Origin of the sequence: Undibacterium sp. Rencai35W, from assembly GCF_049340185.1 — a bacterium.
Taxonomy (GTDB): domain Bacteria; phylum Pseudomonadota; class Gammaproteobacteria; order Burkholderiales; family Burkholderiaceae_D; genus Undibacterium.
In genome coordinates this window covers 364,799-378,801 of record NZ_JBMPPC010000001.1, presented here as the reverse complement: position 1 = coordinate 378,801, position 14,003 = coordinate 364,799, and the positions used below count along the sequence as shown (strand labels likewise).

The following is a 14,003-nucleotide window of genomic DNA, read 5'->3' as shown; positions in this document are numbered from 1 at the left end:
ATACGCTAAAGAGTTGACAATTTTACTGAATACTCTATAATCACGGTCTTCGCTGCCCACGTGGCGGAATTGGTAGACGCGCATGGTTCAGGTCCATGTGCCTTCGGGTGTGGGGGTTCGAGTCCCTCCGTGGGCACCACAGCATTGTAAGCCTCGTTGATTCGTCAACGAGGCTTTTTGCTATACAACTCCGCTTGTTCAATTAAATTCTACGACATTCTTTGTTAAAGATCTCCACGTCAGTTTGATTTTAGCCAGATAGTCTTAAAGAACTGCGACCTGTATCAGCTCATCATTAATCCTACTCACGTCCTCAGATACATCTATTCTATGGAATGAATATGACGCCTTTGCGTCACATCATATAAAAACATTTCCAAATACATCATGAGCTCAAGCAACATAAAATAAAACGGCAATGTAATGGCACACACTACCAGCCAAGACAAAAAGATGCCAGACACCATGACCATGTTTGACTTTATGATCCGTCGCATAGAATCCTATCCCCAGCGTGTAGAACAAACCCCCAGCAGCAAGCCAGCCAAAACCGGGCACACCTAATGCCGCAAGCAAAGGCTTCACGCCAATAATCGCAAGCCATCCCATCATCATATAAATAATCAGCGATGAAATACGAGCACCTTTAGCAAACCAGAGCTCCTGAACAATTCCTATCAAGGCCAGGCCCCACACCACAGCAAAAAGCGCCCATCCCCAGGAACCCCGCATCGTGACCAGTGTAAAAGGCGTATAGCTACCCGCAATCAGCAGATAAATAGCGCAATAATCGAACTTGCGAAACACATCTTTGGCGGCGCCCCGCAGGCTGTGATAAAGCGTAGAGGCAAGATAAAGAATCAGTAAAGACGCTACATAAATACTGAAGCTAACGATCTTCCAGGGATCTCCCGATTTTGCAGCAAAAACAATTAATACTGCACCACCCACAACCGCCAGAGCCGCACCTACGGTATGGGTAATACTATTAAAACGTTCACCGTAATGCATGTCAAAATCACCTTTTGCAGAAATTACATCTTATTTTCAAGACTCGATACAACGATAAAACATCATAGTTAAACAGTCTTCAATCTCATCTGGAGACGAAGATACAGATCAAAAGAGCGCCCACGATGTTTATCCTCCGTAAAATAAAAAACGGGAGCAAATTTCTCTGCTCCCGTATCTATTACTCTTTCGTTTCGCCTTTTTTTGACCAGGCATTCAACTGATGCGGTCGAATACTGTCGTACTCTTCAAACGGTTGATGTATCCAAGGATTACTTGCTAAATAATCGAGATAAAAATCCGGCTCTACCGACGAGCATGCCTTGTACCAAATGACTGCGGATTTTGCCTCTGTCACACCCGGGAAATTCTCACGTAAATGATGCAGAACTTTTTCCAATGTAACACCAGAGTCAACCAAATCATCAACGACGAGCACACGGCCTTGCAATGTACCTTTAGTCGTTGAAATGTATTTTCCGATATCCAATTGACCTTGAACCGTACCAGCATCTTCACGATAAGAGCTGGTGGACAGAATCGCTAACGGCACATCAAAAATGCGAGAAAAAATATCACCCGGACGCAAGCCACCGCGTGCCAGGCATAAAATCTGATCAAACTTCCAGCCGGACTCATATACCTTCAAAGCCAACTGTTCGATGGAGCGATGATACGCATCCCAAGAAACCCAAAGGTCTTTTTCTGTTGAAGCTGGCAACGTCATGTTACTTCCCCTAGCCTTATTTACTGTATAAATTATTTATAGAAATGGATGACGCAAAACAATGGTTTCTTCACGATCCGGCCCTGTCGACACCATATCAACAGGTACGCCAACCAGAGTTTCAATACGCTTGATATAGTTGCGCGCATTCAATGGCAATGCATCCATCGTTTTTGCGCCAACTGTCGTCTCTGTCCAACCTGGCATCTCTTCGTAGACTGGCACACAACGGGCGGCCTCTTCTGCACCAACCGGAAAGATGTCTACCGCTTTACCATCTACGGTATAACCTGTACATAGTTTTAAGGTTTCCAGACCATCTAACACATCAAGCTTCGTCAGACACATACCAGAGACACCGTTAATCTGAACAGAACGCTTCAACAATGCTGCGTCAAACCAACCGCAACGGCGTGCACGGCCAGTCACAGTGCCAAACTCATGACCTACACTAGCAAGATGTTTGCCCACACCCTGATCTGTCGGCAATTCTGATGGGAATGGACCGGAACCAACGCGCGTCGTGTAGGCTTTAGTAATCCCCAAAATATAATGAAGCATATTGGGACCGACACCAGAACCAGCAGCAGCATTACCAGCCACGCAGTTACTTGATGTCACGAACGGGTAAGTACCATGATCAACGTCCAGCAAACTGCCTTGCGCGCCTTCAAACAATAGACTAGCACCGTTTTTGTAGGCAGCATAAAGATCACTCGACACGTCGGCAACCATAGGACGAATACGCGGTACATTTGCCAGAGCATCGTCCAGTGTTTTCTGGAAATCAACGGCAGGTGCCTTCAGATAATTCGTCAAAACGAAATTATGGTAGTCGAGATTCTCTTTTAATTTTTCAGCGAAACGTTCTGCATTCAACAAATCCGCAACGCGAATGGCGCGACGAGCGACTTTATCTTCGTAGGCAGGTCCAATGCCTTTGCCCGTCGTGCCGATTTTTCCGGCACCACGAGCCGCCTCACGTGCCGCATCCAGAGCAGTGTGATAAGGCAAAATGACTGGACATGCTTCTGAGATTTTCAACCGAGATACTACCTCAACGCCATTTGCCTGCAGCTTGTCAATTTCACGCAAAAGATCCGGGACGGACAGCACAACACCATTCCCAATATAGCAAGCAGTACCTGCGCGCATAATGCCTGAAGGAATCAATTGCAAAGCCGTTTTTTGACCGCCAATCACCAAAGTATGGCCCGCATTGTGACCGCCCTGAAAGCGCACCACGCCTTGTGCATGATCCGTCAGCCAGTCAACAATTTTTCCTTTACCCTCGTCGCCCCATTGAGTACCAATAACAACGACATTTTTTGCGATTTTATTTTGAGACATCACTTAACCTACGCTTTTAATAATCCATTGACTACCATCAAATGCGACTGCCCTATTGCAGTCAAATTCGTCCTGTTCGCTCTCATGACCCGGCAAACTTTGAATAACAACCTCCCCACTTTGACGCAGCTCATTAATTTTTTGACGCAAAGCAGGATCCTGACTCCAAGGCGCCAGAATCGCATCTTTACGCTCGGCGGATGGCATCAAACGTGCCAATTCACGCAAGTCCAATGAGAAACCTGTCGCTGGGCGGGCACGACCAAATGCCTCACCGACGTGATCATAGCGACCGCCCCGTGCAACGGCATTCGGCAGACCAGGAACAAATGCATTGAACATCACGCCACTGTGGTAATGATAGCCTCGTAAATCCGCTAAATCTATCGTTACTTTAGCATTGCCGGCTAGTTTAACCAGATAGTCCAACTCATCCAGAGCCGTAGCAATACCCGCCAATGATGGCAGCACCTGACGCGCGCGTTCAATAACGGTTACATCGCCATACAACCTTGGCAACTCAAGCAATGCCTGTCTGACGACAGGATTGAAATCTTGAGAAATTTGCTCTAATGCAGGCAAATCTTTAGATTCCAGTAAAGCAAACAAACTCGATTCATGTTTTTTCGCAAGAGGGTCACTCTCCAGCAAAGATCTTAGTACGCCGACATGGCACAAGTCTAACCTGACCTCTGAAATATTAGCCAAAGCCAGCGAAGCCAGCACCAGCTCCTGGATTTCAGCATCGGCCTCCAATCCGGCATGGCCGTAAATTTCCGCACCGATTTGAATTGGCTCGCGTGTAGCATGCAGACCAGACGGGCGTGTATGCAGAACACTACCGGCATAACACAAACGTGTAACAGATGCGCGATTCAGCAAATGTGCGTCGATACGCGCCACCTGTGTCGTCATATCGGCCCTCACACCCATAGTGCGGCCAGACAATTGATCGACTAATTTAAAGGTACGTAAATCCATATCCTGCCCTGCACCACTCAGCAAGGATTCTATGTACTCAAGCAAAGGTGGCATCACCATCTCGTAGCCATAGAGACGGAAGTTATCTAGTAATACGCGTCGCAACTCTTCGATCTTGCGTGCCTCGGATGGCAAAACATCCGCAATATTTTCAGGTAAGAGCCAATTTGGCATGAGCTTGCAATCAAAAACAAAAACAACAAATAATCAAACTTTATACGTGACAAACGTAGGCGCGCTATTTTTTGCAAATAACGCAACCTACGTTGTATATGTAAAGCTACTTACTACTTAGATTTTCCAGCACTGACAGCAGTACCTGCGCCAGGTGTCTTAAAGTATTTAAAGAACTCAGAGTTAGGATCCACGACCATCACGTCATTTTTTGTCTTAAAGCTTGCGCGATAAGCCTCAAGGCTTCTGTAAAATTTATAGAATTCCGGATTTTGGCCAAACGCCTGAGCATAAATTTGAGAAGCCTCTGCGTCACCAGCACCACGCATTTTTTCCGCTTCTTTATACGCTTCTGCCAAAATTACGATTCTTTGCTTATCTGCATCTGCCCTGATTTTTTCAGAGTCAGCAGAACCAGTGGAGCGCAACTCGTTTGCCACGCGAGTGCGTTCAGCCTTCATGCGATCATAAACAGAGTTATTGATTTGTTCGACGTAATCAACACGTTTTAAGCGCACATCAACAATTTCTACGCCAATCTGCTTCGCTTCTTCTGTGACTTTTTTGCGGATAGCTTCCATCACTTTTCCGCGCTCACCAGAAATAACCTCACGCACAGTGCGCTTGGTAATTTCGTCGTTTAAAGCCGCTTTCACTATTTGAGACAGTCGGTCACGCGCTTTACCCTCGTCACCTTTGAAGCTCACAAAGTATAGTTTAGGATCTGTGATATGCCATTTGACATAGGCATCGACCAAAATATTTTTCTTCTCTGCCGTGATAAAACGATCGGCATCCGGCGTATCAATCGTCAAAATACGTTTATCAAGGAACAGAACATTTTGAAACGGTGGTGGCAATTTAAAATGCAAACCAGGCTCACTAATAACCGCTTTCATTTCGCCTAAAGCAAATACTATCGCATACGATTTTTGATCGACGACAAAAATCGTTGAGTAGGCCGCAACAATTGCCAAGACAACTGCGAATAAAGAAGAAAATAATTTATTCATTATCTTACCTCCCGATCACGGGAGTCACGGCTATCACGGGATCTGCCATCTTTACTGTATCGTAACTCAACAGTAGGAATTTGCTCTGTCGCTGGCGGCGTAGGTGCTGCCGGAGTCGTCGTCGTGGATGACGGGACTGCTTTGCCTGCGGCAGACGCTTCCGTGCCAGGCACCAATTTATCTAAAGGAAGATAAATCATGTTGTTTCCCGCTTTTGCATCCATCATCACTTTCGTCGTGCTGGAGAAAATTTGTTGCATCGTTTCCAGATACATACGATCACGTGTCACAGCCGGCGCTTTTTGATACTCAGCCAATACTTGTTTAAAACGAGATGCATTACCTTCAGCGGTTGCGACGATTCTAGACTGATATGCCTCAGATTCTTGCAACATGCGAGACGCCTCGCCTCTGGCAATTGGAATCACCTGATTTGCGTAAGCTTGTCCTTCATTTTTTTGACGCTCTTTATCCTGCCCCGCCTTCACCGCATCATCAAATGCCGCCTGCACTTGCTCTGGCGGCTGGACGCCCTGCATAGTCACATTCGCTATCTGAACTCCAGCCTGATAACGTTCAAGGATTTGCTGCATTAAGACACTGACATCTTGAACGACCTTATCACGCCCCTCGTACAAAACAAAATCCATCTTACTTTTACCAACAATTTCGCGAATTGCTGTCTCTGCAACCTGTCGTATCATTTCTTCCTGATCACGATTATTGAACAACCAGTCAGAAGCACTTTTGAGTTTGTACTGCACGGCGAATTGAATATCGATGATATTTTCATCATCGGTCAACATTAAAGCTTCTTTCGGCTGCTTGTTTTTTACGTTCGAACGGTAGCCAACTTCAACTGTGCGGACCTGTGACACGTCAACAATTTCGTGTGCCTGGATAGGATAAGGCCAACGCCAGTTAAATCCTGACATCGTAGAGTGACTGTATTTGCCGAATGTTGTAATTACACCAGTCTGACCTTCCTGGACAATGAAGAATCCGCTAACCAGCCAGATGAATGCCAGAACCGCGACAACAATCCCAACACCCATTTTTGCCCCGGCTGCATCGGGGGTAAAACCACCGCCGCCATCGTTGCTATCGCCATTTTTCTGACCAAACAAACGATTGATGCGCTCGTTAAAATCACGCCAAAGCTGCTCGAGATCAGGGGGACCTTCAGGCGGTTTTTTTCCGTTCTGGTTATTGTTTTGCGAACCGCGTCCCCATTGAGGGTCGTTCAAAGACATAGTTAAACCAATTCTTTTAAGAAGTGAAACCAGCATTCTGTCGCTATCCATTGAAATAGTGAGTTGAACTACTAAGAAAGTTCAGAACCTAAGCAAAACGCGCATCGTCCAATTCAGCGACTTGCGGTGTTTTAATTCTTTTTGATGCATCTAACTTCGCCAACTCTGCCACTGCGTGCCGCAACAAATCCATCCCGGCACCGGTTTGTGCGCTCAGAAAAACTCTCTGAATTTTATCATACTCACCCAGCTCTAAATTCGGTTCTAAGCCAGCCAGATCAATCTTGTTCCACACCAGAAGCTGAGGAATATGATCAGCTCCAATTTCCTTCAATACCTGATTGACCTGTTGAATCTGATCAAGTCGCACCGGACTACTCGCATCAACCACATGCAGCAACAGATCTGCGTGAATCGTTTCTTCCAAGGTTGCGCGAAATGCAGCGACTAATTGGTGGGGTAATTCCCGGATAAATCCAACAGTATCAGATACAACAACATTCCCTGCATCACCAAGGTAGAGACGGCGCGACGTAGTATCAAGAGTTGCAAATAACTGATTCGCTGCGTAGGTGCCGGCTTTTGTCAACGAGTTAAACAGAGTTGATTTGCCTGCATTCGTATAACCAACCAAAGAAACAGAGAAAGTGTTGCTTCGTCCACGCGAACGTCGTTGGGTTTCACGCTGCTTGTGTAACTTCTCCATTTTTGCTTTTAAGGCCTTGACTCGCTCACCTAACAAACGACGATCCGTTTCCAACTGCGTTTCGCCCGGACCACGCAAGCCAATTCCGCCTTTTTGCCGCTCAAGATGGGTCCAGCCCCGAATTAATCGCGTTGCCAGATGTTGCAACTGTGCCAGCTCAACCTGTACTTTACCTTCGTGACTATGAGCACGTTGAGCAAAAATATCGAGAATTAAACTAGTCCTGTCAATCACTCTAGTCTTTAGATGGCGCTCCAGATTTCTTTGCTGAGCCGGAGACAATGCATGATTAAAGATTACGATGTCAAGCTGAGCGTCTCGAATTGCATCAGCAATTTCATCCGCTTTACCGGAACCGACGAACAACGCGGCATCCGGGCTTGAACGCTTACAAGTGATGGTTGTGATCGGCTCTGCTCCCGCAGATTGGGAGAGCAGAGAGAGTTCTTCTAAACTTGCGGCGAAATCATCTTTGCCGAAGTCCACGCCAATTAATGCGGCGCGCATAGAAAACAATATTTTTTCAAAAATAACCGCCTGGAAATTTACTCGGCTTCTGGTTCAGTGTTGATGCTGACTGCACGAGCAGGAACAACAGTAGAAATGGCATGCTTATAGACCATTTGTGTCACAGTATTACGTAGCAAGACGACATACTGATCAAATGACTCAATATGTCCCTGCAATTTAATACCGTTCACGAGATAGATGGATACAGGAATGTGTTCTTTACGAAGTGCGTTTAAGAACGGGTCTTGTAAAAGTTGCCCTTTATTACTCATAACAGCTCCAATATGTTGTTGTGATCAGGAGTTGGGGACACATTGCAAAAGTTCAAGAGTCCCAATAGTTGATTACCTTGTAACTGTAATCTATTTTCAAAGATGCTGCATGAAACAACTTACAGCATCTGGATGAATTTTATTTTTCGGATTTTGAGAATGGATTTTTTCCTGATCTCATTTCGATGCGCAATGGTGTTCCCGTCAAAGAAAACGTTTCGCGGAAATGTTTTTCCAAATAGCGTTTGTACACATCACCAATTGAATCCAGAGCATTCCCGTGAATCACGATAATCGGTGGATTTTGACCGCCCTGATGTGCATAGCGCAGCTTTGGACGAATCGATCCCTTACGTTTTGGCTGCTGATGCTCAACAGCCTCAATCAAAGCACGCGTCAGTTTCGGCGTGGACAAATTCGCCATTGCGGCGGCATAAGCAGCATCAATTGACTTCAACAACGGTGCGATACCTGTCGACTTTAATGCCGAAATAAAGTGAAATTTCGCAAAAGTCAGGAAATTCAATTTACGCTCAATGTCGAGCTTAATCTCATCACGACGATCACTTTGCAAGCCATCCCACTTATTGACACCCACTACGAGAGCACGTCCAGACTCAAGGATAAAGCCTGCAATATGCGCATCTTGCTCAGAAATATCCTGCTGCGCATCTAGCAATAGTAAGACCACATTCGCCTCAGAGACCGATTGCAAGGTTTTCACTACAGAAAATTTCTCGATCGCTTCAAACACTTTGCCGCGACGGCGAATGCCAGCAGTATCTATCAACGTATAGTGCTTACCATCGCGCTCAAAAGGAATCTCAATTGAGTCCCGCGTAGTGCCGGGCATGTCGAATGCAATGACGCGATCTTCACCCAGCAAAGTGTTAACCAAGGTAGATTTACCAACATTGGGACGACCGACTATCGCAATTTTGATGCCTCTGACAACGTCATCCGGCTCTTCTAACTCAGGTGGGCGCTGCGCAAAAGCGATATTGAGCGACTCATCTACCAGGTCAAGAACGCCATCGCCATGCGCTGCTGAAATGACGTACGGATCACCGAGTCCAAGCTCATAAAAATCAGCGGTTACCGAGCTATATTTCATTCCCTCAGCCTTGTTGACCACCAACATGACTGAGCGGCCTGATTTACGTAAAAAATCAGTAATGGTTTTATCATGTGGAGTCAAACCTTGACGACCATCAACAATAAAAATAACCACATCGGCTTCGGCGACAGCTTGCTTAGTTTGCTTCGCCATTTCATGCATGATGCCTTCTTTGGCGACAGGCTCAAAACCACCTGTATCAATCACCAAAAATGGTCGCTCTCCCATACGCCCTTCGCCATAATGCCTGTCTCTGGTTAAGCCAGGCAAATCTGCTACGAGTGCGTCGCGAGAACGTGTAAGCCGATTGAACAGCGTGGATTTGCCGACATTAGGTCGACCTATAAGTGCAATAACCGGCTTCATTTTTAGTATTACTCGGTTGCCAACGCAACCACTGCCCCAGATTTGGTTTGAACAATCAGATTCGAGCCAGCCACAATCGGCGCGGCAAGAACAGGACTGCCATCGGTACTAATACGACCGATAAAAGAACCATCTTCTCTTGAGAGAAAATGGACAAAGCCAGAACCATCACCTACGGCGACAGATCGACCAAAAGAAATAGGAGCAGACAAGCGACGGTAAGCCAACTTGTCGTTACGCCAAGCGCTGGTTCCGGTGGAGCGGGCATAAGCGGAAACTGCACCCGCATTGTCTGCAGCAAAGACGAAGCGCTCATCGACACTGACCCCAACTTCGCTAGATAAATTCTTTGCCCAGCGTGACGTACCTGTTGCAATATCGTAGCAACCGACACGTCCCTGATAGGCAACAACACACACATCCGTACCCGCAACCACAGGCGTACCTGAGACATCAACAATACGCTCAAGCTCAGTTGCACCCTTAGGATCTGCAGCAGCTACTTCCCAACGCAAACCACCATTGTTCAAGGAAAAAGAAGCGAGCTTGCCGCCAGGCAAAGCGACAATAGCAGCAGGCTCAGCAATCGCGATCCCAGGAATAATACGCAAAGTCAGGATAGGTAACGGACGCTCAACTGACCATTTTTTCACACCAGTTTCGATATCATATGCCGCGATTTTATTGTCGATACTTCTAATGACCACGACATCTTTCGCTACCGCAGGCGACGCCAACACCTCACTTGATGCCTGGGCTTTCCAACGTAAATTTCCGCTTGTATCATACGCAAACAACACACCTTTTTTCCCGACAACAGCTACTGTCGTTGCGCTCGCTCCTACACCGGCAGTCAGTCCTATACCGGCATTTACACGCCATATCTGGCGTCCACTTGCTCCATCTAATTTAACGACCGAACCATCAGCGGCCGCAGCGTATACATCAGAGCCAATCTGGATAGGGGTAAATACGCTGTCTCCTGCTGCACCAACCGAACTAGACCACAGAGTTTTCACCGCCATACTGATTTTAAAATCTTGCAGTACTGCAGGAACATTTTTTGTTTCCGCCTTGCTTGCAAATGGATTCAGCGATGAACAGCCCGCCAATGTAAGCAACGTCAATGAAGCCAGCAATTTGCCAGAAAAACGCATGAACTACTCCTATTATTTGCTTGTGGAATTGCTTGCAGCGCCAGTAGTACTCGCCACTTTTGCTTCGGCACCGCCAAGAGCATCCAGCTTCAATTGAATCAATTGACGGCCAGGATTTTTTTCTTTGAGTTTATCCAGCGCTGTTTGAAAAGCTGCACGCGCTTCTGTCGTTTTATTTTGAGCCAGATAAATATCGCCCTTTCTGTCAGCGACGTCGCCAGCAAATTCCGCAGGGAAGTCGCCAGACAACAGAGATAAACCTTCATCGTAAGCTTTTTCATCTAAAGCAAGACCTGCAAGACGAATCTTGGCAATACTCTTATATTCATCAACACTACTGTGATCAACGACCCAATGCAATTGCGTCTTGGCGGCCTTCACATCATTTGCGTCAAAGGCGCTTTTAGCAGCAGTTAGTGCGGACATTGCGGCATACGGTGTTTTAGCAAACTTTTCAACAAGATCGTTTGCCGCACGCTGTACTTTGGCATTATCTTTGGCCTGAACAGCCTTCTGCATTTCATCATAGAGTTGCGATGCCTGATTCGACTGATTGCGCTGGTAGCTGGTCCATCCAGCCCACGCTGCGTATGCCGACAATGCAATCACCAGCAACCAGGTAACCAGATTACCGTACTGTTTCCACCATGCTTTGAGCGTGTCTAATTGCTCTTGTTCTTCGAGATCGTATGCCATGTTATGTAAGTCTAGTGATGAATATGAATATGTGTCGGGTCGTCGCAGCAATGATCTGCATCGTCAACACCTGTAATTTGATCAACTAAATAATCGACTGCCGTGTCAAACGGCACACTGACTTGATTATTTTCCATATCGCTGGAGCGCATTGCTTTCACGACAATCGTATTTGCGGAGGCTTCATCTTCTCCAATGATGACAGCATAAGCAGCACCACTGGCGTCAGCCTTCTTCATTTGCGATTTAAAACTACCTACTCCGCTCGCCGTTGCGCAATGTAACACAACATCTAAGCCCGCATCGCGCAAACGCTCTCCCAAAACAAAAGATTGCGCCTGAGCTGCAATTCCCTGATGCACAAGATAAACGTCACATTGTGCGGGCGCATGAGCTTCGCCGGATTCTTTCATCAATTCAAGCAAGCGTTCGATACCCATCGCAAAGCCGCATGCAGGTGTAGGCTTACCACCGAAAATACCGAATAATGAGTCATACCTACCGCCTGCGCAAACCGTACCTTGCGATCCCAGCTGATCAGTTACCCACTCGAAAACCGTCCGGTTGTAATAATCCATTCCACGCACTAATCGCGTGTTAATCGTGAAAGGAATACTGTTATCGCGCAAGATTGTTTGCACGCCCTCAAAATGCGCCAACGATTCAGCACCCAGATAATCCAACAATTTTGGTGCCGCATTTACCATGTCCTGCATTGCCGGATTTTTGGTATCAAGAATACGTAAAGGGTTGCTATGCAGGCGACGCAAGGCTTCGGCATCCAGCAATTCCTTGTTTGTCTCGAAATACGCGATCAGTGCGGCGCGATGAAGATTACGCTCTTGGGCATCACCGATTGAATTAAGTTCAAGACGGACATTTTGCAAACCGAGATCATCCCAGAGGCGCTGACACATCATAATGAGTTCAGCATCGATATCCGGACCACTAAAACCTAAAGCCTCAGCACCCACTTGATGAAATTGACGATAGCGTCCGCGTTGCGGTTTTTCGTGGCGAAACATCGGGCCGTTGTACCACAACCGTTTCGGACCCTCGTAAGTCAGGTTATGCTCTAGTGCGGCACGCACCACGCCTGCAGTATTCTCGGGACGCAATGTTAACTTATCGCCATTCATTGCATCTTCAAATGAATACATTTCTTTTTCGACGATATCTGTTACCTCACCAAGTCCGCGTGCAAACAATGCTGTCGACTCAACGATAGGCGTACGTATTTGCTGGAAGCCATAACTTTTCAATACCGATTGCACTGTGTTTTCAAACAACTCCCACAGCGGAGCATCGGTCGGCAAGAGGTCATTCATTCCCTTAACGCCGACAATTTTTTCTGGTTTTTTATTCTCTGACATTCTTCACTGCCTAATTAATATTTTTCAAAGCACCGTCTTTGACGTGTAATTATTTTTTACGTAATCCAGCACAATCGCCTGAAATTCTTCTGAAATACGTTCACCACGTAAGGTCATCGCCTTAGCACCGTCAATAAATACTGGCGCCGCTGGCGACTCGCCTGTGCCTGGCAAACTAATACCAATATTTGCGTGCTTGGACTCGCCGGGACCGTTGACGATACATCCCATTACAGCAACGTTCATATTCTCAACGCCCGGATATTGCTTCTTCCAGACGGGCATCTGATCACGTAAAAAGGTTTGTATGCTATCTGCGAGTTCTTGGAAAACGGTTGATGTCGTGCGACCACAACCAGGGCATGCGATCACCATAGGGGTAAATTTACGCAGGCCCATTGTCTGCAAAATTTCCTGCCCGACAATCACCTCTTTGCAACGATCACCGCCTGGCTCAGGTGTCAGAGAAATTCGTATTGTGTCGCCAATACCCTCTTGCATCAAAACCGACAATGCAGCGGTTGAAGCGACAATCCCCTTACTTCCCATGCCGGCCTCAGTTAGACCCAGATGCAAAGGATAATCGCAGCGCTTAGACAACTCTCGGTACACTGCGACAAGATCTTGCACGCCAGATACTTTGCAAGACAAAATAATTTTATCGCCCGCAAGACCCAGCTCTTCTGCACGTTGTGCGTTTTCGATTGCCGAGGTAATTAAGGCCTCATACATCACAGTTTGGGCGCTCCATGGGTCGGCACGTTGCGCGTTTTCATCCATGATGCGCGCCAGTAGAGCCTGATCCAGGCTACCCCAATTAACACCAATCCGGACGGGCTTATCATAGAAACAGGCCATTTCTATCATCTGCGCAAATTGTGTATCCCTCTTGGCACCCTGCCCGACATTACCCGGATTAATTCTGTATTTGGATAAGGCTCTAGCGCACTCAGGAAAGTCTTTCAGGAGCGTATGACCGTTGTAGTGAAAATCACCCACCAGTGGCACGTCGATTTCCATTTTGTCTAATTGCGCACGTATCGCTGGTACAGCGGCTGCAGCATCTGGATTATTGACAGTGATACGCACTAGCTCCGAACCGGCTCTTGCAAGTTCTTTAATTTGAATCGCTGTAGCAATCACATCAGCGGTGTCCGTATTCGTCATGGACTGCACCACCACAGGCGCAGTGCCGCCGATCACGACTTCACGAGCGCCATACACAATTTTCGCAGCACGACTGACACGACGAGACAAAGGACCAGATGAGATACCAGGGAAAGAGGCCGTCATACTA

The 14,003-nt window shown here is 46.8% G+C and carries 13 protein-coding genes and 1 tRNA gene; 1 reads left to right on the top strand and 13 read right to left on the bottom strand.

Features of this window, described 5'->3' with window-relative positions:
- Positions 1 to 54: 54 nt before the first annotated feature.
- Positions 55 to 139, top strand: a tRNA-Leu gene (locus ACO0K3_RS01685).
- 254 nt (positions 140 to 393) lie between these two features.
- Here the strand turns inward: ACO0K3_RS01685 and trhA are convergent.
- The 13 genes from trhA to ispG all read right to left on the bottom strand — a co-directional run bounded on the left by trhA (position 394) and on the right by ispG (position 13,999).
- Entirely contained in the window at positions 394 to 1,011 is a 618-nt protein-coding gene (trhA, locus tag ACO0K3_RS01680) for a PAQR family membrane homeostasis protein TrhA (RefSeq protein WP_422981297.1), read from the bottom strand.
- A gap of 181 nt (positions 1,012 to 1,192) precedes the next feature.
- Positions 1,193 to 1,738, bottom strand: coding sequence for a phosphoribosyltransferase (locus tag ACO0K3_RS01675; protein ID WP_422956605.1), 546 nt, complete (start codon positions 1,736 to 1,738; stop codon positions 1,193 to 1,195).
- Positions 1,739 to 1,774: 36 nt separating this feature from the next.
- A complete protein-coding gene (locus ACO0K3_RS01670) occupies positions 1,775 to 3,088 on the bottom strand; it encodes an adenylosuccinate synthase (protein WP_422981295.1) in 1,314 nt (437 codons plus the stop codon).
- Positions 3,089 to 3,091: 3 nt separating this feature from the next.
- Positions 3,092 to 4,243, bottom strand: coding sequence for an ATP phosphoribosyltransferase regulatory subunit (locus ACO0K3_RS01665; protein ID WP_422981293.1), 1,152 nt, complete (start codon positions 4,241 to 4,243; stop codon positions 3,092 to 3,094).
- Between the two features lie 113 nt (positions 4,244 to 4,356).
- The gene (gene hflC / locus ACO0K3_RS01660) at positions 4,357 to 5,256 is read right to left on the bottom strand and encodes a protease modulator HflC (RefSeq protein WP_422981291.1); all 900 of its coding nucleotides are present in this window, start codon (positions 5,254 to 5,256) and stop codon (positions 4,357 to 4,359) included.
- Positions 5,256 to 6,545 carry an FtsH protease activity modulator HflK gene (hflK, locus tag ACO0K3_RS01655; protein WP_422981289.1) on the bottom strand — a complete coding sequence of 430 codons (1,290 nt, stop codon included), beginning with the start codon at positions 6,543 to 6,545 and terminating at the stop codon, positions 5,256 to 5,258. Before hflK ends, hflC begins: the two co-directional genes overlap by 1 nt.
- A gap of 52 nt (positions 6,546 to 6,597) precedes the next feature.
- Positions 6,598 to 7,722: a GTPase HflX gene (hflX, locus tag ACO0K3_RS01650; protein WP_422981287.1), complete on the bottom strand. Its 1,125-nt coding sequence runs from the start codon at positions 7,720 to 7,722 to the stop codon at positions 6,598 to 6,600.
- Between the two features lie 38 nt (positions 7,723 to 7,760).
- Positions 7,761 to 7,997: an RNA chaperone Hfq gene (gene hfq / locus ACO0K3_RS01645; RefSeq protein ID WP_162041076.1), complete on the bottom strand. Its 237-nt coding sequence runs from the start codon at positions 7,995 to 7,997 to the stop codon at positions 7,761 to 7,763.
- Positions 7,998 to 8,136: 139 nt separating this feature from the next.
- Positions 8,137 to 9,480, bottom strand: coding sequence for a ribosome biogenesis GTPase Der (gene der, locus ACO0K3_RS01640; RefSeq protein ID WP_422956599.1), 1,344 nt, complete (start codon positions 9,478 to 9,480; stop codon positions 8,137 to 8,139).
- An 8-nt stretch (positions 9,481 to 9,488) separates the two neighbouring features.
- Positions 9,489 to 10,637 (bottom strand): outer membrane protein assembly factor BamB, encoded by a 1,149-nt coding sequence (gene bamB, locus ACO0K3_RS01635; RefSeq protein WP_422981285.1) that lies wholly within the window; start codon positions 10,635 to 10,637, stop codon positions 9,489 to 9,491.
- A gap of 12 nt (positions 10,638 to 10,649) precedes the next feature.
- Complete coding sequence (locus ACO0K3_RS01630; protein WP_422981283.1) at positions 10,650 to 11,333, bottom strand: YfgM family protein; 684 nt, start codon at positions 11,331 to 11,333, stop codon at positions 10,650 to 10,652.
- Between the two features lie 11 nt (positions 11,334 to 11,344).
- Positions 11,345 to 12,706: a histidine--tRNA ligase gene (gene hisS / locus ACO0K3_RS01625; RefSeq protein ID WP_422981281.1), complete on the bottom strand. Its 1,362-nt coding sequence runs from the start codon at positions 12,704 to 12,706 to the stop codon at positions 11,345 to 11,347.
- 24 nt (positions 12,707 to 12,730) lie between these two features.
- A complete protein-coding gene (gene ispG / locus ACO0K3_RS01620; RefSeq protein WP_422981279.1) occupies positions 12,731 to 13,999 on the bottom strand; it encodes a flavodoxin-dependent (E)-4-hydroxy-3-methylbut-2-enyl-diphosphate synthase in 1,269 nt (422 codons plus the stop codon).
- Positions 14,000 to 14,003 lie beyond the last annotated feature (4 nt).